The organism is Nonomuraea sp. NPDC001684 (assembly GCF_053596515.1).
In genome coordinates this window covers 25,693-47,631 of sequence record NZ_JBSFGJ010000026.1, presented here as the reverse complement: position 1 = coordinate 47,631, position 21,939 = coordinate 25,693, and the positions used below count along the sequence as shown (strand labels likewise).

Annotated in this window: 20 protein-coding genes; 12 read left to right on the top strand and 8 right to left on the bottom strand. The window is 71.7% G+C overall.

Annotated elements, in window-relative coordinates; all coding sequences use genetic code 11:
* On the bottom strand, nucleotides 1-259 hold a 259-nt coding region (locus tag ACWCSD_RS08390; RefSeq protein WP_449913690.1), incomplete at its 3' end, for a Dabb family protein.
* Between the two features lie 79 nt (nucleotides 260-338).
* On the opposite strand from ACWCSD_RS08390, the gene ACWCSD_RS08385 reads away from it, so the two are divergent.
* Genes ACWCSD_RS08385 through ACWCSD_RS08370 form a run of 4 tightly spaced genes read left to right on the top strand, consistent with a single transcriptional unit; the run spans nucleotide 339 to nucleotide 4,082 of the window.
* Nucleotides 339-1,070 carry an NUDIX hydrolase gene (locus ACWCSD_RS08385; RefSeq protein ID WP_358302027.1) on the top strand — a complete coding sequence of 244 codons (732 nt, stop codon included), beginning with the start codon at nucleotides 339-341 and terminating at the stop codon, nucleotides 1,068-1,070.
* Nucleotides 1,067-1,921, top strand: a complete 855-nt coding sequence (locus ACWCSD_RS08380; RefSeq protein WP_449913688.1) for a molecular chaperone DnaJ — start codon at nucleotides 1,067-1,069, stop codon at nucleotides 1,919-1,921. The genes ACWCSD_RS08385 and ACWCSD_RS08380 overlap by 4 nt, the downstream gene beginning before the upstream one ends.
* Before the next feature lie 11 nt (nucleotides 1,922-1,932).
* Nucleotides 1,933-2,913 (top strand): hypothetical protein, encoded by a 981-nt coding sequence (locus ACWCSD_RS08375; RefSeq protein ID WP_449913686.1) that lies wholly within the window; start codon nucleotides 1,933-1,935, stop codon nucleotides 2,911-2,913.
* Nucleotides 2,910-4,082: an adenylosuccinate synthetase gene (locus ACWCSD_RS08370; protein ID WP_449913685.1), complete on the top strand. Its 1,173-nt coding sequence runs from the start codon at nucleotides 2,910-2,912 to the stop codon at nucleotides 4,080-4,082. Before ACWCSD_RS08375 ends, ACWCSD_RS08370 begins: the two co-directional genes overlap by 4 nt.
* A 74-nt stretch (nucleotides 4,083-4,156) precedes the next feature.
* Here the strand turns inward: ACWCSD_RS08370 and ACWCSD_RS08365 are convergent, their stop codons facing one another.
* Genes ACWCSD_RS08365 through pdhA form a run of 3 tightly spaced genes read right to left on the bottom strand, consistent with a single transcriptional unit; the run spans nucleotide 4,157 to nucleotide 7,736 of the window.
* Complete coding sequence (locus tag ACWCSD_RS08365; protein ID WP_397166655.1) at nucleotides 4,157-5,650, bottom strand: dihydrolipoamide acetyltransferase family protein; 1,494 nt, start codon at nucleotides 5,648-5,650, stop codon at nucleotides 4,157-4,159.
* A gap of 17 nt (nucleotides 5,651-5,667) precedes the next feature.
* Complete coding sequence (locus ACWCSD_RS08360; RefSeq protein ID WP_352320500.1) at nucleotides 5,668-6,648, bottom strand: alpha-ketoacid dehydrogenase subunit beta; 981 nt, start codon at nucleotides 6,646-6,648, stop codon at nucleotides 5,668-5,670.
* Nucleotides 6,645-7,736, bottom strand: coding sequence for a pyruvate dehydrogenase (acetyl-transferring) E1 component subunit alpha (pdhA, locus tag ACWCSD_RS08355; protein WP_352361056.1), 1,092 nt, complete (start codon nucleotides 7,734-7,736; stop codon nucleotides 6,645-6,647). Before pdhA ends, ACWCSD_RS08360 begins: the two co-directional genes overlap by 4 nt.
* A 228-nt stretch (nucleotides 7,737-7,964) precedes the next feature.
* Between pdhA and purS the strand changes: the two genes are divergently transcribed.
* From purS to purL, 4 genes are all read left to right on the top strand, one after another.
* Entirely contained in the window at nucleotides 7,965-8,210 is a 246-nt protein-coding gene (gene purS, locus ACWCSD_RS08350; protein ID WP_352320496.1) for a phosphoribosylformylglycinamidine synthase subunit PurS, read from the top strand.
* Nucleotides 8,211-8,431: 221 nt separating this feature from the next.
* Nucleotides 8,432-8,821 carry an ATP-binding protein gene (locus tag ACWCSD_RS08345; protein WP_352361053.1) on the top strand — a complete coding sequence of 130 codons (390 nt, stop codon included), beginning with the start codon at nucleotides 8,432-8,434 and terminating at the stop codon, nucleotides 8,819-8,821.
* Nucleotides 8,822-8,950: 129 nt separating this feature from the next.
* Complete coding sequence (gene purQ / locus ACWCSD_RS08340) at nucleotides 8,951-9,634, top strand: phosphoribosylformylglycinamidine synthase subunit PurQ (RefSeq protein ID WP_352361051.1); 684 nt, start codon at nucleotides 8,951-8,953, stop codon at nucleotides 9,632-9,634.
* The gene (gene purL / locus ACWCSD_RS08335) at nucleotides 9,631-11,883 is read left to right on the top strand and encodes a phosphoribosylformylglycinamidine synthase subunit PurL (protein WP_397166652.1); all 2,253 of its coding nucleotides are present in this window, start codon (nucleotides 9,631-9,633) and stop codon (nucleotides 11,881-11,883) included. The genes purQ and purL overlap by 4 nt, the downstream gene beginning before the upstream one ends.
* Before the next feature lie 57 nt (nucleotides 11,884-11,940).
* On the opposite strand, the gene ACWCSD_RS08330 is transcribed toward purL, so the two are convergent.
* Nucleotides 11,941-12,801: a hypothetical protein gene (locus ACWCSD_RS08330; protein ID WP_449913682.1), complete on the bottom strand. Its 861-nt coding sequence runs from the start codon at nucleotides 12,799-12,801 to the stop codon at nucleotides 11,941-11,943.
* Between the two features lie 196 nt (nucleotides 12,802-12,997).
* Here ACWCSD_RS08330 and ACWCSD_RS08325 point away from each other — a divergent pair, with 196 nt between their 5' ends.
* Genes ACWCSD_RS08325 through ACWCSD_RS08315 form a run of 3 tightly spaced genes read left to right on the top strand, consistent with a single transcriptional unit; the run spans nucleotide 12,998 to nucleotide 17,220 of the window.
* Nucleotides 12,998-15,010 carry an adenylate/guanylate cyclase domain-containing protein gene (locus ACWCSD_RS08325; protein ID WP_397166648.1) on the top strand — a complete coding sequence of 671 codons (2,013 nt, stop codon included), beginning with the start codon at nucleotides 12,998-13,000 and terminating at the stop codon, nucleotides 15,008-15,010.
* Nucleotides 15,011-15,042: 32 nt separating this feature from the next.
* Entirely contained in the window at nucleotides 15,043-15,705 is a 663-nt protein-coding gene (locus ACWCSD_RS08320; RefSeq protein ID WP_397166647.1) for a Crp/Fnr family transcriptional regulator, read from the top strand.
* 45 nt (nucleotides 15,706-15,750) lie between these two features.
* Entirely contained in the window at nucleotides 15,751-17,220 is a 1,470-nt protein-coding gene (locus tag ACWCSD_RS08315; RefSeq protein ID WP_364342886.1) for an MFS transporter, read from the top strand.
* On the opposite strand, the gene ACWCSD_RS08310 is transcribed toward ACWCSD_RS08315, so the two are convergent.
* On the bottom strand, nucleotides 17,181-17,927 hold the full coding sequence (locus ACWCSD_RS08310) for a methylenetetrahydrofolate reductase (RefSeq protein ID WP_352320480.1): 747 nt from the start codon (nucleotides 17,925-17,927) through the stop codon (nucleotides 17,181-17,183). The genes ACWCSD_RS08315 and ACWCSD_RS08310 overlap by 40 nt on opposite strands.
* Nucleotides 17,928-17,937: 10 nt before the next feature.
* Complete coding sequence (locus ACWCSD_RS08305) at nucleotides 17,938-18,591, bottom strand: TetR/AcrR family transcriptional regulator (protein WP_449913692.1); 654 nt, start codon at nucleotides 18,589-18,591, stop codon at nucleotides 17,938-17,940.
* Nucleotides 18,592-18,664: 73 nt separating this feature from the next.
* Here ACWCSD_RS08305 and ACWCSD_RS08300 point away from each other — a divergent pair, with 73 nt between their 5' ends.
* Nucleotides 18,665-20,086 carry an MFS transporter gene (locus tag ACWCSD_RS08300; RefSeq protein WP_449913678.1) on the top strand — a complete coding sequence of 474 codons (1,422 nt, stop codon included), beginning with the start codon at nucleotides 18,665-18,667 and terminating at the stop codon, nucleotides 20,084-20,086.
* On the opposite strand, the gene ACWCSD_RS08295 is transcribed toward ACWCSD_RS08300, so the two are convergent.
* On the bottom strand, nucleotides 20,047-21,927 hold the full coding sequence (locus ACWCSD_RS08295) for an ABC transporter ATP-binding protein (RefSeq protein WP_449913676.1): 1,881 nt from the start codon (nucleotides 21,925-21,927) through the stop codon (nucleotides 20,047-20,049). The genes ACWCSD_RS08300 and ACWCSD_RS08295 overlap by 40 nt on opposite strands.
* Nucleotides 21,928-21,939 lie beyond the last annotated feature (12 nt).

Below are 21,939 nucleotides of genomic sequence, written 5' to 3'. Positions count from 1 at the left end.
GGATCGGCTTGATGTACTCCGCGATCACGGCCTGGTGCCGGGGATGGTCGCGGTAGATCACGAAGTCGTCCACGCTGTCGAGGTCGGCGACCACGGCGAACTCGTGGTTGCCGGGGGTGATGCCGGCGTCGGGCCCCACCGTGTACGCCCGTAGCTGCGGGATCTCGCCCGGCAGCTTGCGCAGCTCGGTCGCGACCGCGGCCTTCTGCTCGTCGGTGGCGTCGTCGGCCCAGGTGAACAGCACAATGTGACGGATCATGCGCCAACCCTATCGACACACACCCGTCGACGGAGTTATTCTCAAGTCGAGATTGACTCGAACTGAGAAGGACTTGGGAATGGAAGAGTTCCTGGCTGGCTACAACCCCCGGCTCTACGCGCCGGTCGCGGTCACCGTCGACGTGGTGGCGCTGACCATCCGCGACCGGCGGCTGCACGTCCTGATCGTCGAGCGCGGCGTGGAGCCGTACGCGGGCCGCTGGGCCCTGCCCGGCGGTTTCATCAAGCCGGACGAGGACCTGGCCGAGGCGGCGGTGCGCGAGCTGGCCGAGGAGACCGGCGTGGCCACCCGCCCGGCGCACATCGAGCAGCTGGCCAGCTACGGCGGCCCCGGCCGCGACCCCCGCATGCGGGTGGTGTCGATCTCCTACCTCGCCTTCGCCCCCGACCTGCCCGACCCCAGGCCCGGCACGGACGCCGCCGCGGCCGTCTGGCACCCGGTCGACGACGTGCCGCCGCTCGCCTTCGACCACGCCCGCATCCTGGCCGACGGCGTCGAGCGGGCCCGGTCGAAGCTGGAGTACACGCCGCTGGCCACGGCCTTCGCCGGGGCCGAGTTCACCGTCTCCGAGCTGCGGCTGATCTACGAGACCGTATGGGGCACGCCGCTGCACGCGGGCAACTTCCACCGCAAGGTCCTGTCCGTCCCCGGGTTCGTCGAGAGCACCGGCCAGACCACCGAGACCGGCGGCCCCAGAGGCGGCCCGCGGGCCAAGCTCTACCGCGCGGGCGACGCCCGGCTGCTCCACCCCGCGCTGCTACGGCCCGCGCGGGAGGAGGAGGTGCGATGACCACCGAGCGGGCGGCGGCGATCGTCATGGGGGCGCGATCGGCCCAGGAGCTCTTCGCCGGCGGGTCCGCGGCCCGCGTCTACCGGCGGCTGGCCAGGGCGCTGCATCCCGACCTCGCGCCGGGCGGCGAGGAGGCGTTCAAGCGGCTGGTCGCGCTCTGGGAGACCTACCACCGGGGCCAGCGGGTCGGCGACTTCCTGGTCGGGCCGCCGCTGCACAAGGGCGGCACCGCCGTGCTCTACCCGGCCGGGCGCGGCGCAGAGCGCGACTCGCTGCTCAAAGTGGCCCGCGACCCGGCCGCCGACCGGCTGCTGGTCCGCGAGGCCGCCGCGCTGCGGAAGATCGCGGCCGACGGCGACCCACGCTTCCTGCCGTACGTCCCCCGCCTCGTCGCGAGCTTCCGCTACCGCGCCGGCGAGGTGGTCCGGCAGGCGAACGTGGTCAGCCGGGCGCCCGCCGGGTTCGTCACCCTCGACCGCGCCGGCACCGGCCTCGACCCGCGCGACGTGGCCTGGATCTGGCGGCGGCTGCTCGTGGCCGCCGGGCTCGCCCACCGGGCCGGCGTCGCGCACGGCGCCGTGCTCCCCCGCCACGTCCTCATCCATCCGCTCGACCACGGGCTCGTGCTGGTCGACTGGTGCCACAGCGACCGGCTCGACGAGCGCGCCGACATCGCCGCGCTGACCCGGTGCGTCGACCACCTGATGGGCGAGTGCCCGCGCCGGATGCGCGCCTTCGTCCGCGGCTGCCTGCTGCGCCCGCCGTCCGACGCGTGGGAGCTGCTGCGCGAGCTGGACGACCTGCTCGACGACCTCTACGGACCCCGTACGTACCGTCCGCTCCACCTTTGAGGGAGGCTGCCATGGGCAGCGGAATCTGGTCCACGAACGTCTACGACTCCGCCGCGCGCTACCGCGCGGCCACCGGCTCCAGCGCCTTCGCCTACAGCGACGGCGGAGCCCGGCGCGTCCACCCCGACCTCGACCCCTTCGGCGTGACGCGGGAGAGCCGCGACTCGGCCGAGCACCCCGACTCGCTGGCCATCGCCGTGCTCTTCGACGTGACCGGCTCGATGCGCGCGGTCCCCCGCACGCTGCAGACCCGCCTGCCCGACCTGCTCGGGCTGCTGCTGCGCAAGGGGTACGCCACCGACCCGCAGATCATGTTCGGCGCGATCGGCGACGCCACCTGCGACCGGGCGCCGCTGCAGGTCGGCCAGTTCGAGTCCGACAACCGCATGGACGACCAGCTCGGCCTGATCCTGCTGGAGGGCGGCGGCGGCGGGCAGAAGCGCGAGTCCTACGAGCTGGCCATGTACTTCATGGCCAGGCACACCTCCATCGACTGCCACGACAAGCGCGGCAGGCGCGGCTACCTGTTCGTCATCGGCGACGAGATGCCCTACCAGCGGGTGTCCAGGAACCACGTCAAGGACCTCGTCGGCGACCGGCTGACCGCGCCCCTCGGGGTGGACGACGTCGTGGCCGAGCTGACCCGCAAGTACGACGTCTACTTCATCCTCCCGCAGGGGGCCAGCTACGCCGGCGACCCCGAGGTGCTGGACTCCTGGCGCCGTCTGCTCGGCCAGAACGTGCTGGAGCTGGACGACCTCGACGCCGTGTGCGAGACGATCGCGCTCACCGTCGGGCTCGGCGAGGACGCGATCGGCCTGGACGAGGGCCTTGAGGACCTGGCCGAGCTGGGCTCGACGGCCGGCGCGTCGGTGTCGCGGGCCCTGGCCAGGCTCGACCGCGGCACGGTCGTCACCGCCGAGCCGCTCGACGGGCTCGACAGCGGACTCGGGGGCGGGCTGGGCGGCGGGCTGGGCGGGCTCCGGGCGTGAACGAGCACCTGGTCGTCGTCGACCTCGGGTACGGCGACGCCGGCAAGGGCACGGTCGTGGACTGGGCGTGCGCCACGCTGCCCGTCCACGCCGTGGTCCGGTTCAACGGGGGCGCCCAGGCGGGGCACAACGTCGTCCTGGACGACGGGCGGCACCACACGTTCGCGCAGTTCGGCGCCGGGACGTTCCGGGGGGTTCGCACGCATCTCTCGCGGTTCGTGGTGGTCGATCCGCTGGCGTTGTCGGCCGAGGCGGAGCACCTGGCCCGGCTCGGCGTGCCCGACCCCTTCGGGCTGCTCACGGTGGACCGGGACTGCCTGCTGGCGACGCCGTACCACGTCGAGGCCGGGCGCAGGCGGGAGCTGGCGCGCGGGGAGGCGCGGCACGGGTCCTGCGGGATGGGCGTCGGGGAGACGATGGCGTACCACCTGGAGCACGGCGCGCTCGCGCCCCGGGCGGGCGACCCGCCGCCCGAGCTGACGCGCAAGCTGACCGTGCTGCGGGAGGCGCTGGGGGTCGAGGGGCCGCCGGTGGCCGACTGCGTGGCCGTCTACCGGGCGTTCGCCGAGCGGGTGCGGCTGGTGGACTCGTCGTACACCGCCGGGCTGGTCAGGCGGGGGCCGGTGGTGTTCGAGGGCGCGCAGGGCGTGCTGCTGGACGAGCGATGGGGGTTCGACCCGTACACGACGTGGAGCACGACGACCTTCGCCAACGCCCTGGAACTGCTGGACGGGTCCGGGGCGGCGCGGCTCGGCGTGCTGCGGACCTACACCACCCGGCACGGCCCCGGCCCGCTGGTGACCGAGGACCCCGGCCTGGAGCTGCCCGAGCCGCACAACGTGACCGGGCCATGGCAGGGGGCCTTCCGCCGCGGGCACTTCGACGCGGTCGCCCACCGGTACGCGGCCGAGGCGGCCGGCGGCCTGGACGGTCTCGCGCTCACCCACCTCGACGCGGACGTCACCCGCATGTGCGTGCGCTACGACCGGCCCGTCACGTTCGCCGAGCCGGACCGTACGGCCCGGCTGCTGCGGGCGACGCCGGTCTACGAGGAGGGTGTATCAGACTGGCCCGCGGCGGTCTCTCATGTCGTGGGCGCGCCCGTGTGGCTGGAGTCGTACGGCCCCCGCGCGCGGGACAAGAAGGCGCCCTGGCCGAGCCTGCGGTGACCGCCGGGGAGAGGGGTCCTCCCGGCGGTCGCCGCCCGGCTTCGGCCCGGCGTCGGCCCGGTTTCAGCCCGGTTTCAGCTCCAGGCGAGCATGCGGAGCGGGTCCTCCAGCATCGCGCCGACGTCGCGCAGGAACATCGAGCCCAGCTCGCCGTCGACGATCCGGTGGTCGAAACTGAGCGCGAGGGTGGTCACCTTGCGCACCGCCAGCTCGCCGTCCACCACCCACGGCATGTCCCTGACCTGGCCGAAGGCCAGGATGGCGGACTCGCCCGGGTTGAGGATGGGGGTGCCGGCGTCGACGCCGAACACGCCCACGTTGGTGATGGTGATCGTCCCGCCCGCCATCTCGGCCGGCTGGGTGCGGCCCGCCCTGGCCGTCTCCGCCAGCGCGCCCAGTTGCCTGGCCAGCTCGGGGAGCGGGAGGGCGTGGGCGTCCTTGATGTTGGGCACGACGAGGCCGCGCGGGGTGGCGGCGGCGATGCCCAGGTTCACGTAGTGCTTGACCACGATCTCCTGGGCCGCCTCGTCCCAGGACGAGTTGATCATCGGGTAGCGCCTGACCCCGGTGAGCAGGGCCCGGCAGACCAGCAACAGCGGGGAGACCTTGACCTCGGCGAAGTCGGGCAGGGCCCGCAGCCGCCGGACCGCCTCCATGGTCTCCGTCACGTCCACCTGGAGGAACTCGGTGACGTGCGGGGCCGTGAAGGCGCTGGCCACCATCGCCTGGGCGGTCATCTTGCGCACGCCCTTGACGGGGACGCGCTCCTCCCGCCGCTGGGGCTCGGCCTGCCGGACGGGCTCGGGCGCGGCCTGAAGACCACCCTGGAGACCGCCCTGCGCGGCGGCGTGCACGTCGTCGCGAGTGATGGAGCCCTGGGGGCCGGTGCCGGTGAGCGTGGCGAGGTCGACGCCCAGGTCCTTGGCCAGCTTGCGGACCGGCGGCTTGGCCAGCACGGCCACGCGCCCGGAACCGGCGACCACTCCGGCGGCCGGCGCGGCGGCGGGGACGGGCTCGGCCGGGCGGGCCGTCGGGGCCGGGCCGGGCACCTCCACGCGGGCCGGGTTGGCCACCGGCGCGGCCGGGATCGGCTCCGCCGGCTGCTTGCGGGGACGGCGCTTGGAGGCGCCGGTCTTGACCCCGTAACCCACCAGGACCGCCTGCCGCTCCTCCTTGGGCGCGGGGCTGCCGTGGGCGCCGGGCTCGACCGCGCCCTCCTCCGGCGGCTTGGGAACCATGTCGTCGGCCAGCGCCTTGAGGCCCTGGTCAACGGGGCCCTGGTCGGCACGGCTCTGGCCGGCGGGGCCCTGGTCGGCGCCGCCCGCCTCGCCGCCGGTGTCCACGGCGACGATCGGCGTGCCGACGTCGACCGTGCGGCCCTCCTCGACCAGCACGCCCGCGACCACGCCGTCCCAGGGGATCGGCAGCTCGACGATGGACTTGGCGGTCTCGATCTCCACCACGATCTGGTTGACCTTGACCTCGTCGCCCGGCCGCACATGCCAGCGGACGATCTCGGCCTCGGTCAGCCCCTCCCCGACGTCGGGAAGCTTGAACTCGCGTCGCATGGAAGCGCGTCCCCCTTTCAGAACCCGAAGGCGCGGTCGACGGCGTGCAGCACCCGGTCCAGGTCGGGCAGGTAGTGCTCTTCGAGCTTCGACGGCGGGTAGGGGGTGGAGAAGCCGCCGACCCGCAGGACGGGCGACTCCAGGTGGTAGAAGCACTGCTCGGTGATCCGGGCCGCCAGCTCGGCGCCGAAGCCGCTGTAGACGGGCGCCTCGTGGACCACGACCACCCGGCCGGTGCGGCGGACGGACTCCATGACCAGCGGCTCGTCCAGCGGATTGAGCGAGCGCAGGTCGATCACCTCCAGCGAGCGGCCGTCGTCCTCGGCGGCCGCGGCGGCCTCCAGGCAGGTCTTGACCATCGGGCCGTAGGCCAGCAGCGTGACGTCGGAGCCGGGCCGTACGACCGTGGCCTTGTCGAACGGCGTCCACCAGTCGGTCGAGGCCGTGTCGATGTCGGCCTTCTCCCAGTAGCGGCGCTTGGGCTCGAAGAAGATGACCGGGTCGTCGCTCCGGATGGCCTGCTGGATCATGGTGTAGGCGTCGGCCGGGTTGGAGCAGGCCACCACGCGCAGGCCGGCCGTGTGCGCGAAGTACGCCTCGGGCGACTCGCTGTGGTGCTCGACCGCGCCGATGCCGCCGCCGCACGGGATGCGCACGACGACGGGCAGCTTGATCGCGCCGAGCGAGCGCATCGGCATCTTGGCGAGCTGCGTGATGATCTGGTCGGCCGCCGGGAACACGAACCCGTCGAACTGGATCTCGCACACCGGCCGGTAGCCGCGCAGCGCCAGGCCGATCGCGGTGCCGATGATGCCGGACTCGGCGAGCGGCGTGTCGATGACCCGGTCTTCGCCGAAGTCCTTCTGCAGACCGTCGGTGACGCGGAACACGCCGCCGAGCTTGCCGACGTCCTCGCCCATGATGAGGACCTTGGGGTCGTCCTCCATGGCGCGGCGCATGCCCTCGTTAAGCGCCTTGGACAGGCTCAACACCGTCATTTCTCGAAGCCCTCCAAGTAGGCGGCGAACTGAGCGCGCTCTCCGTCGATGAGCGCGTGGGGCTCGCGATAGACGTGGTCGAAGATATCGAGCGGCTCGGGGTCGGGCATCGCCAGGCACCGCCTGCGCAGGTCGGCGCCGAGCTGGTCGGCCTCGGCGGTCACGGCGTCGAAGAAGCCCTGGTCGGCCAGCTCGTTGCGGAACAGGTACGACTTGACCCGCTCGATCGGGTCCTTCAGCTTCCACGCCTCCAGCTCGCTGGCCACCCGGTAGCGGGTCGGGTCGTCGGTCGTGGTGTGGGCGCCCATCCGGTACGTGAACGCCTCGATCAGCGTCGGCCCCTGGCCCGTACGGGCGGCTTCGAGCGCCTTCCTGGTCACCGCGAGGCAGGCGAACACGTCGTTGCCGTCGACCCTGATGCCCGGGAAGCCGAAGCCCGAGGCCCGGCGGTAGAGGGGGATGCGGCTCTGCTTCTCCAGCGGCTCGGAGATGGCCCACTGGTTGTTCTGGCAGAAGAAGACGACGGGCGCGTTGAACACGCTGGCCCAGATGAACGACTCGTTGACGTCGCCCTGGCTGGTGGCGCCGTCGCCGAAGTAGACGATCGTGGCGGCGGAGGCGTCGTCGCGCTGGATGCCCATGGCGTAGCCGACCGCGTGCAGGGTCTGGCTGCCGATCACGATCGTGTACAGGTGGAAGTTGTGCTCCTCGGGGTCCCAGCCCCCGTGGTTGACGCCCCTGAACAGGCCGAGCAGCTTCACCGGGTCGACGTCGCGGCACCAGGCGACGCCGTGCTCGCGGTAGGTGGGGAAGGCCATGTCGGAGTCGGTGAGCGCGCGGCCCGAGCCGATCTGGGCGGCCTCCTGGCCGAGCAGCGAGGCCCAGATGCCCAGCTCGCCCTGACGTTGCAGCGCCACGGCCTCCAGGTCGATGCGCCGGACGAGCACCAGGTCGCGGTAGAGCGACCTGACCTCTTCGGGCGTCAGGTCTATGTCGTAGTCGGGATGCTCGACCCTCACTCCTTCGGGGGTGAGCAACTGCACGAGCTCAGGGGGTGCTTCGGCACCACGAGAGGCGTCGACTGTCACGTGCCGCTCCTGTGCGATCGGGGCCGGTGTCGATGGGGTCGCCACCTGAGGCCAGCCGTGTGTGCGTGCGAACCATGTGGTGGTGGTTCATACGCGTTTGGGGACATCGTGGCAGACGTCACAGCACTCCGCGCAAGCCCCATGTCCTCCCCGTTCCCGTTGTGTTGACGGCCATGCGCGCCGGTAGGCTTGCTTTCCCAAGCACCCACTCCACCCAGGAGGAACGTAGTGGCGCGCGTCATCGTCGACGTCATGCTCAAGCCCGAGATCCTCGACCCGCAGGGCCAGGCCATCGCCAGGGCGCTGCCCAGGCTCGGTTTCTCCGGCGTCTCGGCGGTCCGTCAGGGCAAGCGGTTCGAGGTCGAGCTGGAGGGCCCGGCCGACGAGGCGGCCCTCGACGAGGTACGGAAGATGGCCGAGACACTCCTGGCCAACACCGTGATCGAGGACTACAGCGTCCGGGTTGAGGGGTAGAAGGCACATTTGATGCCTGGTTTTACCCCTGGTGAGTTAAAGTCGCGTTCGGGCATGCCACAATGCCACGGGCGTGCCAACACTAAATAACAACAACGTGATTTTGCGGTTAGCCCCGATTTCACAGGGAAACCTACTCCAGGTGACATTCCGGAGCCCGGAGGAGTCCGGTGGATATTGAGTTCTCGTTGGCGCTGCCTCGGGATGCGATCGGCATACCGATGGTCAGGCGAGTGCTTGGCGACGCGATGCGGTCACTCAACGTGAGTGAGACCTGCATCGCCGACATGCTGCTCGCCGTCTCCGAGGCGTGCTCCAACGCGGTGCGACACGGCGGCCCCGCCAACCGTTACGAGGTCTCGGCGTCGATCGGCTACGGCCGCTGCGACGTGCGCGTCGCCGACAACGGCGACGGCCTCCCGTCGATGCCGCTGCACTTCCCTCCGCCGGACACCGAGAACGGCCGCGGCCTGCTCATCATGCGGTCCGTGGTGGACGAGATCTCCTTCGGCACCACGCCCGGCCGCGGCACGACGGTCCACCTGCGCAAGACGCTCGCCTGGGACGACGAGGCCGAGGGCGCCCGTCACCGCGAGCTGGCCGCCGTCTGACCGCCGTCCGACCCGCTGCCCGGAACACAGCCGCGCACCCGATAATCTGAGTACACCGCCGTAGACCGCCGTCCGCCCCCAAAGAGACGGTGGCACGCGCGTGCGCATTCCTCGGAGGGGACGACTGTCATGAGCGCTGCCCGTGTGGGCGTAGTCACGTTTCCAGGAACTCTCGACGACCAGGACGCCGCCAGAGCCGTGCGCCTCGTGGGCGCGCAGGCGGTCCCGCTGTGGCACGCCGACCACGACCTGAAGGGAGTCGACGCCGTCTTCCTGCCCGGCGGCTTCTCCTACGGCGACTACCTGCGGTGCGGCGCGATCTCCAAGTTCGCCCCGCTGATGGACGAGCTCGTCCCGGCCGCCAAGGCCGGTCTGCCGGTCATCGGCACCTGCAACGGCTTCCAGATCCTCTGCGAGGCCCACCTGCTGCCCGGCGCGCTCACCCGCAACGCCTCGCTCCACTACGTCTGCCGCGACCAGCGGCTCACGGTGGAGCAGACCGCCACCGCCTGGACCGGCTCCTTCGAGCGCGGCCAGGAGATCGTGCTGCCGGTCAAGCACGGCGAGGGCCGTTACGTCGCCTCGGAGGAGACGCTGGCCGAGCTGGAGTCCGGCGGCCACGTCGTCGTGCGTTACGCCGGGGGCAACCCCAACGGCTCGCTCAACGACATCGCCGGCATCCGCAACGAGGCGGGCAACGTGGTCGGCCTCATGCCGCACCCCGAGCACGCCGTGGAGGAGCTGGTCGGAGCGCCGAGCACCGACGGGCTCGGCTTCTTCACGTCCATCCTGAAGAATCTGGTGAACGCATGAGCACCGACAACGTCAAGCGGGCCGCCGAGACCCCCGACGAGCCGATGCCCTTCGCCGAGCTGGGGATGAAGCAGGACGAGTACGACCGGGTCAAGCAGATCCTGGGTCGCCGTCCCACCGGCTCCGAGCTGGCCATCTACAGCGTCATGTGGTCCGAGCACTGCTCGTACAAGTCGTCCAAGGTGCATCTGCGGCAGTTCGCCACCAAGGCGCCCAAGTCCGAGGCGCTGCTCGTGGGCATGGGCGAGAACGCGGGCGTCGTCGACATCGGCGACGGCTGGGCGGCCACGTTCAAGATCGAGTCGCACAACCACCCGTCCTACGTCGAGCCGCACCAGGGCGCGGCCACCGGCGTCGGCGGGATCGTGCGCGACATCATGTCGATGGGCGCCCGCCCGATCGCCGTCATGGACGCGCTGCGCTTCGGCGGCGCCGACGCCGTGGACACCCGGCGGGTGCTGCCCGGCGTGGTCGAGGGCATCAGCCACTACGGCAACTGCCTGGGCCTGCCCAACATCGGCGGCGAGGTCGTCTTCGACCCCTGCTACATCGGCAACCCCCTGGTCAACGCGCTGTGCGTCGGCCTGCTGCGCAAAGACCAGATCAAGCTGGCCACCGCGCCGGGGCCGGGCAACCAGGTCGTGCTGTTCGGCGCGTCCACGGGTCCCGACGGCATCGGCGGCGCGTCCGTGCTGGCCTCGGCGACGTTCGAGGACGAGTCGCAGGCCAAGCGGCCCGCCGTGCAGGTGGGCGACCCGTTCATGGAGAAGCTGCTCATCGAGTGCTGCCTGGAGCTCTACGCGGCCGACGTGGTCGTCGGCATCCAGGACCTCGGCGCGGCCGGCGTCTCCTGCGCCACGACCGAGCTGGCCGCCAAGGGCACCGGCGGCATGAAGGTCGACCTCAACCTGGTCCCGCTCCGCGACTCCTCGCTCAAGCCCGAGGAGATCCTGATGAGCGAGTCCCAGGAGCGGATGATGGCCGTGGTCCGGCCCGACGACATCCCCGCGTTCATGGCGATCTGCGCCAAGTGGGACGTCCCGGCCACCGTCATCGGCGAGGTCACCGACACCGGCCGCCTGGTCATGACCTGGGACGGCGAGGTCATCGTGGACATCCCGCCGGGCACCGCCGCCGACGAGGGCCCGGTCTACGAGCGTCCCTACCACGAGCCGGCCGGGCAGGCCGCGCTCAACGCCGACACCCCCGACCGGCTGGCGCGCCCCGACGACCTGCGGGCCACCCTGCTGCAGCTCCTCGGCTCGCCCAACCTGGCCTCCAAGGAGTGGGTGACCTCCCAGTACGACCGCTACGTCCGCTCCAACACCGTGCTGGCCCAGCCCGCCGACGCCGGGATGCTGCGCATCTCCGAGGTCATCGCCGGAGCCGAGCCGACGACGCGGGGCATCGCGCTGTCCACCGACGGCAACGGCCGTTACGCCAAGCTCGACCCCTACGCGGGGGCGCAGCTGGCGCTGGCCGAGGCGTACCGGAACGTGGCCGTGACCGGCGCCAAGCCGCTGGCCGTCACCAACTGCCTCAACTTCGGCTCGCCGGAGGACCCCGAGGTGATGTGGCAGTTCGCCGAGGCCGTACGCGGGCTCGCCGACGCCTGCCGCACCCTCGGCGTGCCGGTGACCGGCGGGAACGTCTCCTTCTACAACCAGACGGGCTCGACGGCCATCAACCCCACCCCGGTCGTGGGCGTGCTCGGCGTCATCGACGACGTGGCCAAGCGGGTGCCGTCCGGGTTCACCGCCGAGGGGCTGCGGGTGGTGCTGCTCGGCGACACCGCCGAGGAGTTCGGCGGCTCGGAATGGGCGCACGTGGCCCACCGCCACCTGGGCGGCCTGCCGCCGCACGCCGACCTGGAGGCCGAGCAGGCGCTGGCGACCGTGCTGGTCGAGGCCGCTGCCCGCGGGCTGCTGGAGGGGTCACACGACCTGTCCGACGGCGGGCTGGCCGTGGCGCTGGCCGAGTCGTGCCTGGCCCGCGGCATCGGGGCCACGGTGGCGCTGAGCGGCGAGCCGTTCACCGACCTGTTCAGCGAGTCGGCGGCGCGGGCCCTGGTCGCGGTGCGGCCGGAGGCGTTCGAGGAGTTCGCGGCGCTGTGCGGGCGGCACGAGGTGCCGTGCTACGGGCTCGGGGTCACCGGCGGGGCGTCGCTGGTGGTCGAGGGCGTGTTCGAGGTGGGGGTCGAGGAGATCCGCGAGACCCACTCGGCGACGCTGCCGGCGCTGTTCGGCTGACGTTCAACGAAAAGGGCCGGTGCGGGGTGATCCCCCGAACCGGCCCTTTCCGCTTTGTCAGACCTTCTTGATGCAGATGACGTACACCTTGCCGGAGACGCTGGTGCCGTTGCCGCCACCGTGGCTCTGGGTGCTCTGGGTGGTCTGCGTGTCGGCGGTGAGGTTGTTGCCGCCGCCGTTGTCGTCCTTGGCGACGGTCACCGTCCAGCCGCCGGCGCCGGGGTAGCTGCCCAGGACTTCGGCGTTCTTCAGGGTGCCGAAGGAGAAGCCGCCGCCGGTGGGGGTGCCGCCGTTGTTGCAGGTTGCGGTCTCCGAGCCGAGGCCGGTGATGGACACGCTGTTGGTGTAGGTGGTGTAGGCGGCGCCGGCGCCGTCCTTGCCGGGCTCACCCTTGGGGCCCTGCGGGCCTTGGGGGCCCGCCGGGCCGCGCTCGCCGTCCTTGCCGTCCTTGCCGTCCTGGCCGTTCTTGCCGGGGAGGCCCTGCTTGCCGTCGTCGCCCTTGGGGCCCTGGGGGCCCGCCGGGCCGCGCTCGCCGTCCTTGCCGTCCTGGCCGTTCTTGCCAGGCAGGCCGTCCTTGCCGTCCTTGCCGGGGAGGCCGGGCTTGCCCTGGGGGCCCACCGGACCCGTCTCGCCCTGCGGGCCCTGCTTGCCCTGGGGGCCCTGGTCGCCCTTGGGGCCGGACGTGCCGCCGTTCAGCTGCGTCGTGCTGCCGCCGATCACGATGCGCTCTTCGGTCTTGCGGCACGGCGTGGTCGGGTTGACGATGCGGACGTACCGCGTCTTCTTGTGCACGCAGGCGTACACCTCGCTCGCCGCCGACGAGGCGGTGGCCACGCCACCGACGGCGAGGAGCGAGGCGGCGAGCGCTCCGACAGTGGCGAGGGTGAGCGTACGCCCACCGCGAACGTTGATAGCCACGGCTTTCCTTCCAGGAAACAAGTGATGCTCATGTGGTGCATGAGATTCACGTTTCGACCGTTCCAAAGGTTGGCAGAAACTACATAACGTATTTGTCACGAAACGGAGGGTTACTGACCGGATTGACCGACTGTCGCCGTCGTAGTGGGTAAAAGGACGCATTGGCGGCGGCGATCCCGCGTGCATAATCGGGTCTGTGCCCAGCACCTACCTGCCGCCGGCCACGCAGCCCGTCCGAGGCGTGGTCTGGGTCATCCACCTCGCCCTTCCCCTGCTGGGGCTCTGGTTGCTGCTCGCCCAGCCCCACCTCAACGTCGTCTGGCAGCACAACGCGAGCCACTTCTGGATGATCCTCGCGGTGGCCGGGATCAACGTGGCGCTCGGCGGGCTGATCACCGAGGCCGCGCGCCGCCGTCAGGACGCCCGGCTGTTCCTGGTCTCCATGGTGTTCCTCAGCAGCGCGGGCTTCTTCCTCCTGCACGGCCTGGCCACGCCGGGGATCATCCTGCCGACCGGCTCGCTGGGCTTCGACCTGGGGCAGCAGGTGGGGCTCACGATCGCCTCGATGTTCGCGTTCGCCTCGGCCCTGCCGCTGGGCGAGCGGGCGGCCAGGAGCGTGCTCGCGGGGCAGCACTTCGTCCGGGCGGTGTTGTTCGGGTTCATGCTGCTGTGGGCGCTGGTCTCCCTGGTGCCCGAGCTGACCGAGCTCAGTCAGCCGCCGCCGGTCGCGCCGGTGAGCTGGCTGGGCGCGGCCTCGATCCCCGGCGTCCTGCTGTACGGCGCGGCCGGCGTGCTGATGTTCCTGCTCCACCGCCGCCGCCCCTCGGCCATGCTGGTCAGCCTGATCACCGCGTACGCGCTGCTGGCCGAGGCGATGGTCGCCGGGATGTCGCAGCTCAACTGGCACCTGACGTGGTGGGAGTGGCACGCGCTGCTCACCCTCGCCTTCGTGTTCGTGGCCTACAGCGCCTACCTGCAGTTCCGGCGCGAGGGGTCGAGCGCGGGGCTGTTCGACTCGGTGACGCTGGCGGCGACCGTCGCCCGTCTCCAGCAGGACTACGACCAGGCCCTGGAGGAGCTGGTCGAGCACGTACGCCGCGGCGAGCCGCTGGCCGCGGCCCGGTTGTCGGGCAAGTTCCGGCTGAACGAGAGCCAGGCCGCCGTGCTCGACCGGGCCGGGACGGCGCTGGCCCACGAGCGGGAGCTGTCGGAGCGGCTGGCCGCGCTGGTGGCGGTGAGTGCGCAGACCCGCGTGGGCCTGCCGGAGGGCGAGCTGCTGACCACCGCGCTCGACCGGGTCAGGCAGGCGTACGGAGACGTCAAGATCGCACTGGTGTCGGAGGGGAAGACCCAGATCGGCTCGCGCGCGTACGAGTTCGAGGGCGACGGCCCGATCCGCCGCGACCACCGGCTGGCCTACCCGCTCACGGTCAGGGGCCACCTGGCCGGCGTGCTGGAGGTGCCGGTGGGCCGCGGCGGCCACGACGAGGCGCTGGCCGCCACGCTCGCCGGCCAGTTGTCCATCTCGCTGGAGAACGCCCGCCTCTACCAGGAGCTGGACACCCTCTTCCGCCAGTACATGTCGCCCGACGTGGCCAACGCCCTGCTCGCCGACCCGGCGCGGGCGGCGCTCGGCGGCGAGCTGCGGGAGCTGACCGCGCTCTTCGCCGACCTCAAGGGGTTCACCACCTTCTCCGAGCAGGTCGCGCCCGGCGAGATCGTCGAGATGCTCAACCGGTACCACACGGCCGCCGTCCCGTGCGTGCTGAACAACGGCGGCACGATCGTGCAGTTCGTCGGAGACGCGATGCTGGCCCTGTTCAACGCGCCCGCCCCGCAGGCCGGTCACGCCAGGGCGGCCTGCCGGGCCGCGCTGGAGATGCAGCGGGCCGCCGCCGAGGTGGCCGAGGAGATGGCCTGGAAACGCGTCGGCGAGGTGGAGTGGCCGACCTTCCGGGTGGGCGTCAACACCGGCCCCGCGCTGGTCGGCAACATCGGCAGCCCCGAGTTACGCGGCTTCAACGCGATGGGCGACTGCGTCAACGTGGCCGCCAGGCTCCAGGCCCTGGCCGAGCCGGGGACGGTGGTGATCGGCGAGACGACCCTCAGGCAGCTCGGCCGCGACGCCTCGGTGAACGCCCTCGGACGGCTCAGCCTGAAGGGCAGGGAAGAACTCGTGGCCGCGTACGTTCTGACTGGAATGCCATAGAACGGCAATAGCCGTACGTACATAATCGGCGCATGGATCCAGAGCCCGGCGAGTTCCTTTCCCTGCTCACCGCCGAGGAGGTCGAGGCGCTGCGAGCCGCCGGGCGCCCGCGCCGATGGGACCGCGGCACGACGGTGATCACCGAGGGCGACGCGGCCGACTGGGTGCTCGTGCTGACGCAGGGCCGGGTCAAGGTGTCCTCGCACACGAGCAGCGGCACCGAGGTGGTCCTCGCGGTACGCGGCCCGGGGGCGCTGCTGGGCGACATGTCGGCCGTGGACGGTTTGCCGCGTTCGACCACCGTGACCGCGCTGGAGCCCATCGAGGGCATCGTGGTCCGCGACTTCAGCGGTTTCCTGGCCGCGCACGGCCGCATCGCCGTCCTGCTCCTGCAACTGGTCGTCGGCCGGCTGCGCGACGCCGACCGCAAGCGCATCGAGTACGGCGCGTTCGACACCACCGGCCGGGTGGCGACCCGGCTGCTCGAACTGGCCGACCGGTACGGCGAGCCCACCAGCACCGGCGTGCGCGTGGCCCTGCCGCTCAGCCAGGACGAGCTGGCCGGCTGGACGGGCTCCTCGCGGGAGGCGGTCAGCAAGGCGCTGCGGACCCTGCGCGACCGCGGGCTCATCGAGACCGGCCGGCGGCGGGTGGTCATCCACGACGTCGAGGGGTTACGCAGGCGAGCCAGGTGACCCCTGGTACAAAACGGACGTACGACGTACGTCATAGTGGGAGGCATGGTCGCGGTCACCCCCGAAGCCGGCACCCGCATGCGCTACGCCTGGCGCGTGTGCTCGGTCACCAGCCTGGGCCTCGTCCTCATCGGCATCGCCGGCAGCACGCTCAACGTCGCGCTGCCGACCGTCGTGCGGCACTTCCACGCCGACGCGACGCAGTCGGGATGGATCCTGCTGGCGTTCCTGCTGGTCAACACCGCGAGCCTGGTGTTCTTCGGGCGGGTCGCCGACCTGCTCGGCCGGCGCGAGGTGTACCTGGCGGGCTTCGCCCTGTTCACCGTGGCCTCGCTGCTGGCCGGGCTGTCGCCGGACGTCTGGTTCCTGGTCGGCATGCGCGTGCTCCAGGCGATCGGCTCGGCCATGATCCTGGCCAACGGCACGGTGATCATCACCGACGCGTTCCCGCCCGAACGGCTCAGCCAGGGCATGGGCGTCTACATCGGCACGCTGTCGGTGGCCCAGCTCGCCGGTCCGACGCTCGGCGGCCTGATCGCCGAGACCGCCGGCTGGCAGTGGATCTTCTGGGTGAACGTGCCCGCCGGGCTGATCGCGCTCGGCTGGGGCGCGGTGATCTTACGCAAGATGCCGAAGAGGCCCAGGCAGCCGGTGGACGCGCTCGGCAACGTGCTGGTGTTCGCCGCGCTGTCGGCCGTGCTGCTGGCGGTCAACGAGGCCGGGTCGGGCGGCCTGACCAGCCCGGTCGTCCTGACGGGGGCGGCGCTGTTCGTGCTGCTGGTGCCGCTGATCGTGCTGGCCGAGCGGCGCTCGACCAACCCGGTGCTGGACCTGCGGCTGTTCGGCGGCCGGCTGCTGGCCTACGCCAACCTGGCCTCCTTCTGCAACGCGCTCGCGCGTTCCGCGCTGATCCTGGTGGTCGCGCTCTACTTCCAGGCGGCGCGCGGGCTCGACGCGTTCTCGGCCGGGCTGAGCGTGCTGCCGGTGCCGGTGGGCATCGGGCTGGCCTCGCCGATCGCGGGGCTGCTCGGGCCGCGGGTCTCGCCGTACGGGCTGTCGATCGGCGGCGCGGCGATGAGCGCGCTGGGGCTCGGCGCGCTCATGCTGACGGCCGACCCGGCGACGCCGTACTGGGTGACGGGGATCGCCCTGTTCGTGGCCGGCTGCGGCAGCGGGACGTTCCTGACCGGCAACACCACCCAGGTCATGGCCGCCCTGCCGAGCGGCAGCCTGGGCGTGGTCAACGGCTTCCGGGTCATGATCATGAACGTCGGCATCGTGATCAGCGTGGGCCTGTCGCTCAGCGTCGTGACCAGCTCCGTGGGCCCGGCGCTGCGCGCCCAGGTGTACGCGGGCACGCTGTCCACGCTCTCCCCGGTGGCCGTCGGGCAGCTCATGGACGGCTTCCAGCGGGCGTACGCGGTGCTGTTCGCCGTGGCGCTGGCCGGCGCGGTGCTGGCCGCGCTCGCCCGGTCTCAGAGGGCTCCGGCGAGCCTCGACTCCACGTCTCGGTAGCGCGAGACCGGGATGAGGTGCACGCCGTCGAACGCGCCCGAGTCGCGCAGCGCGAACACCTGCTCGCAGGCCGCCTCGACGCCCGCCATGCGGTCGGCGGCCACCCGCTCGACCAGCTCGCCGGGCAGGGCGATGTCGGGGATGGCGGCGGCCAGCGTACGGGCGTGGCGCTCGCTGGCCAGCACCATGACGCCCGCGTAGACCGGCACGTCGACCTGGTTGGCCTCGCGCCACCGGACCTGCGCCTCGACCGAGAAGCTGACCTGGGCGAACAGGAAGTCGGCCGCGCGCTTCCAGGCGGGCAGCGGGCGCAGCCCGGCTGCCGCGCCGACCCGGAAGGCCGGCGAGAAGCCCCTGGCCTCCTCGATCATCGAGCGGACCGTCAGGTCGCTGGTCCGGCTGCCGCTGGCGGGCTTGTCGCCGTGGACGAACAGGAACTGGTCGACGCCGTACGCCGCGGCCGTCAGCAGGTCGCGGTGGAAGCCGAGCAGGTTGCGGTCGCGGGAGTTGAGACAGGCGATGCTGCGCCCGCCCATCGCCTCGACCTCGTGGGCCACGGCCACGCTGGACACGGTGGCCCGGCCGATGTGGTTGTCGGGGATCAGGAAGGAATGGGCGACCTGGCTGAGCGTGCCGATCTGGTGGCGTACGCGCTTCAGATCGGGCTTGGTGGGCGGTTCGATCTCGCAGACCAGCTCGAAGGGCATGATCCCGACCCTAACGCTCGGCGGCCAGCGCCTCGATGCCGCGCAGCACGAGATCGACGCCGAAGGAGTCGTAGAAGGCCGGGTCGGCGCCCGCGACCAGCGGTGAGGCCATCTCGACCAGGTACGGGTACCTCTCGGGCGGCAGCGACTGGAGGCCGGCCCGCTTGACCCTGACCATCTCGGCGATCTCCTCGCCGGTCCGGCCGGCCTTGAGGTGCACGGGCGCGTCGGCGATCGACAGGGCGCTCTGCAGCAGGTACTTGGTGATCAGGCAGCTCTCCTCCACGTCGAACCCGGCCGTACGGGCCAGGCCCAGCGCCTTGTCCCAGACGACCAGGAAGTTGGGGACGGAGATCGGGTCGATCTGCTCGATGACGTTCTTGGCGCAGGGATGGGTGCGCAGAGTCCTGATGAGCCCGTGGGTCAGGTCGCGGAGCTGCTCCTGCCAGGGCCGCTCGTCGGCCGGCTGCGGCACGAAGCCGCCGACCAGGTGGTCGGCCATGCCGACCAGGAGCTGGTCCTTGTTCTTGTAGTGCCAGTAGAGGGCCATCGGCGTCACGCCCAGGTCGGTCGCCAGGCGGCGGATCGTCACGGCGTCGAGCCCTTCGGTGTCGCCGATCTCCAGCGCCCGCTCGGCGATGGTCCGCGCGTCCAGTTTTCCCATCACGGTTGACAACTATACGCCGTACAAGTTGAACTGTACGACGTACAAGTACGGCGTATAGGAGGTTGGCGACATGCGATGGTGGGCGCTGGGTGCCGTGACATTGGGCACCTTCATGACCTATCTCGACAACAACGTGGGGAACGTCGCATTGCCGACGATCCAGCGGGAGCTCGGGCTGACGATCTCCGGGCTGGAGTGGATCGTGAGCTCGTACATCCTGGTCTTCGCCGGGCTCATGCTGGTCGGCGGCCGGCTCGCGGACCTGTTCGGGGCCCGCGTGGTGTTCCTGGCCGGGCTCTCCGTCTTCACCGCGGCCTCGCTGGGCGCCGGGCTGGCCACCTCGGGCGGCGCGCTGATCGCGGCGCGGGCCGTCCAGGGCGTGGGGGCGGCGCTGCTCACGCCCACGTCGCTCACCCTGATCAGCCAGATCTTCCCCGAGCCCGGCGAGCGCGGCAGGGCCGTGGGCATCTGGAGCGCGTCCGGGGCGCTGTCCATGGCGCTCGGCCCGGCGGCCGGCGGTTTCATCAGCGAGCACCTGCACTGGGGCTGGATCTACCTGATCAACGTGCCGATCGGGATCGCCACCCTCGGCCTGGCCCTGTGGGCGGTCCGGCCCGACTTCACCCGCCGCCGGCACCGGCTCGACCTGCCCGGCCTGGCCACCTCGGCGCTCGCGCTGGTCTCCCTGACCTACGCGCTCATCGAGGGCGACCGCGCCGGATGGACGTCGGCCGAGATCCTGGCCGCGTTCGGGCTCGCGGCGGCTGCGGCCGTGGCGTTCGCGCTGGTCGAGACGCGGTCCGAGCGCCCGATGATCGACCTGTCGCTCTTCCGCTCGCGGGTGTTCACCGGCGGCGCGCTGACCATGGGCATCTGGTCGTTCGGCGTGTTCGGCATCTACTTCTTCAGCGCCCTGTGGCTGCAGAACGTGCTCGGCTTCTCCCCCACGCAGGCCGGCCTGGCGTTCGTGCCGATGGCCCTGGTCATGGCGGTCGTCGCCATCACCTCGCAGCGGATCTCCGCGCGGCTCGGCACCGGCCGCACGGTGGCGCTGGGCATGGCGCTCATGGGCGCGGCGATCTACCTGATCTCCGGCGTCGGGGCCGACGGCGACTACGCCGACGTCGCCCCCTGGTTCCTGCTCTACGGCCTCGGCGGCGGCCTGCTGGTGCCGCTGACCTCGGCGATCCTCGGCGGCCTGCCCAAGGACAGGGCGGGCGTGGCCTCAGGCGTGCTGAACGTCTCGCGCGAGGTGTTCGGCCTGCTCGGCATCACCGTGCTGGGCGCGATCCTCAGCTCCCGCCAGAGCGGGAGCGACCGGCCCCCGCTGGCCGCCTTCCTCGACGCCTACCAGTTCACGCTGGTCATCGCGGCGGTGATCGTGCTGGCCGCCGTCCCGCTCGGCCTCTACGCGCTGCGCCCGTCCCGCCGCCCGCCGGTGCCGGACGAGCCTCAGGCCACCGCCCCGGCGACCGTCGGCTCGTCGAACTGAGTGCGGTACAGCTCCTCGTAGCGGCCGCCCATGGCCAGCAGTTCGGCGTGCGTGCCCCGCTCGGCCACGCGGCCGTCCTCGATCACCAGGATCTGGTCGGCCGCCCGCACGGTCGACAGCCGGTGCGCGATCACCACGGCGGTCCGGCCCGCCAGCGCCTCCCCCAGGGCCTCCTGCACGGCCGCCTCGGAGGTGGAGTCGAGCGCGGCGGTGGCCTCGTCCAGGATCACCACGCGCGGCCTGGCCAGCAGGAGCCGGGCGATCGTGAGCCGCTGACGCTCGCCGCCGGACAGCCGGTAGCCGCGCTCGCCGACCACGGTGTCCAGGCCGTCGGGCAGCGACTCGATCAGCGTCCGCAGCCGGGCCCTGGACAGGGCGTCCCAGATCTCCTCCTCGCTCGCCGCCGGCCTGGCCAGCAGCAGGTTCTCCCTGATCGTGTCGTGGAAGAGGTGGCCGTCCTGGGTGACCATGCCGAGGGTGTCGCGGATGGCGTCGAAGGTCAGGTCCCGTACGTCCACGCCGCCGAGGCGGACCGCGCCGGAGTCGACGTCGTACAGCCTGGGCAGCAACTGGGCGATCGTGGACTTGCCGGCCCCCGACGAGCCCACCAGCGCCACCATCTGGCCCGGCAGGGCCGTGAACGAGATGCCGTGCAGCACCTCCTCGCCGCCCCGCGAGTCCAGCGTGGCGACCTCCTCCAGCGAGGCCAGGGACACCTTGTCGGCGGCGGGGTAGGCGAAGCGCACGTCGTCGAACTCGACCGCGACCGGGCCCTCGGGGACGTCGCGGGCGTCCGCGCGCTCCTGGATCAGCGGCTTGAGATCGAGCACCTCGAAGACGCGCTCGAAGCTGACCAGGGCGCTCATCACGTCCACCCGGGCGCTGGCCAGGGCGGTGAGGGGCGCGTAGAGGCGGGTCAGCAGCAGGGCCAGCGACACCACTGCGCCGGGTTCGAGCTGGTCGCGCAGGGCGTAGAAGCCGCCGAGGCCGTAGACGAGGGCCAGCGCGAGCGCCGAGACCAGGGTCAGGGCCGTGACGAACACCGACTGGTTCATGGCCGAGCGCACGCCGATGTCGCGCACCCGCCGCGCCCGCGCGGCGAACTCGGCCGACTCGCGCGCCGGACGGCCGAACAGCTTCACCAGGGTCGCGCCCGGCGCGGAGAACCGCTCGGTCATCTGGGTGCCCATGGCGGCGTTGTGGTCGGCGGCCTCGCGCCGCAGCCGCGCGATCCGGACGCCCATCCGGCGCGCGGGCAGCACGAACACCGGCAGGAGCAGCAGCGCGAGCAGCGTGATCTGCCACGAGATGCCGATCATCACGGTGAGCGTCAGCACGAGCTGCACCAGGTTGCCGGCCACGCTGGACAAGGTGTCGGTGAAGGCCCGCTGCGCGCCGATCACGTCGTTGTTCAACCGGCTCACCAGCGCCCCGGTGCGCGTCCGCATGAAGAACGCGACCGGCATGCGCTGGACGTGGTCGAAGACCGCCGTGCGCAGGTCGAGGATCAGCCCTTCGCCGATGGTGGCCGACTGCCAGCGGTTCAGCAGGCCGAGCCCGGCCTCGGCGAGCGCCAGGCCCGCGATCAGCAGCGCGACCACGACCACCACGCCGAGCGGCTCACCGTTGAAGATCGCGTCGACCACCCGCCCCGCGAGCAGCGGCGACACCACGGCCAAACCCGCCAGCACCACGCTGAGCACCAGGAACAGCACGATCCTGCGGCGGTGGGGACGGGCGAACCTGCCGATACGCCGAAGCGTCGCCCTGTTCAGCGGGCGACGCTCCGGCCGGTTGTTCATCGAGTAAAGCTGATGCCAGGCGGTCACTTCCATGCTCATGCATGGGAGACT

Excerpts from the sequence above, each read along its gene's own strand:
- ACWCSD_RS08385 (WP_358302027.1), top strand. The coding sequence starts at position 339 with ATGGAAGAGTTCCTGGCTGGCTACAACCCCCGGCTCTACGCGCCGGTC.
- ACWCSD_RS08380 (WP_449913688.1), top strand. The coding sequence starts at position 1,067 with ATGACCACCGAGCGGGCGGCGGCGATCGTCATGGGGGCGCGATCGGCC.
- ACWCSD_RS08375 (WP_449913686.1), top strand. The coding sequence starts at position 1,933 with ATGGGCAGCGGAATCTGGTCCACGAACGTCTACGACTCCGCCGCGCGC.
- ACWCSD_RS08365 (WP_397166655.1), bottom strand. The coding sequence starts at position 5,650 with ATGCGACGCGAGTTCAAGCTTCCCGACGTCGGGGAGGGGCTGACCGAG.
- ACWCSD_RS08360 (WP_352320500.1), bottom strand. The coding sequence starts at position 6,648 with ATGACGGTGTTGAGCCTGTCCAAGGCGCTTAACGAGGGCATGCGCCGC.
- ACWCSD_RS08345 (WP_352361053.1), top strand. The coding sequence starts at position 8,432 with ATGGTCAGGCGAGTGCTTGGCGACGCGATGCGGTCACTCAACGTGAGT.
- purQ (WP_352361051.1), top strand. The coding sequence starts at position 8,951 with ATGAGCGCTGCCCGTGTGGGCGTAGTCACGTTTCCAGGAACTCTCGAC.
- purL (WP_397166652.1), top strand. The coding sequence starts at position 9,631 with ATGAGCACCGACAACGTCAAGCGGGCCGCCGAGACCCCCGACGAGCCG.
- ACWCSD_RS08320 (WP_397166647.1), top strand. The coding sequence starts at position 15,043 with ATGGATCCAGAGCCCGGCGAGTTCCTTTCCCTGCTCACCGCCGAGGAG.
- ACWCSD_RS08315 (WP_364342886.1), top strand. The coding sequence starts at position 15,751 with ATGGTCGCGGTCACCCCCGAAGCCGGCACCCGCATGCGCTACGCCTGG.
- ACWCSD_RS08310 (WP_352320480.1), bottom strand. The coding sequence starts at position 17,927 with ATGCCCTTCGAGCTGGTCTGCGAGATCGAACCGCCCACCAAGCCCGAT.
- ACWCSD_RS08305 (WP_449913692.1), bottom strand. The coding sequence starts at position 18,591 with ATGGGAAAACTGGACGCGCGGACCATCGCCGAGCGGGCGCTGGAGATC.
- ACWCSD_RS08300 (WP_449913678.1), top strand. The coding sequence starts at position 18,665 with ATGCGATGGTGGGCGCTGGGTGCCGTGACATTGGGCACCTTCATGACC.
- ACWCSD_RS08295 (WP_449913676.1), bottom strand. The coding sequence starts at position 21,927 with ATGAGCATGGAAGTGACCGCCTGGCATCAGCTTTACTCGATGAACAAC.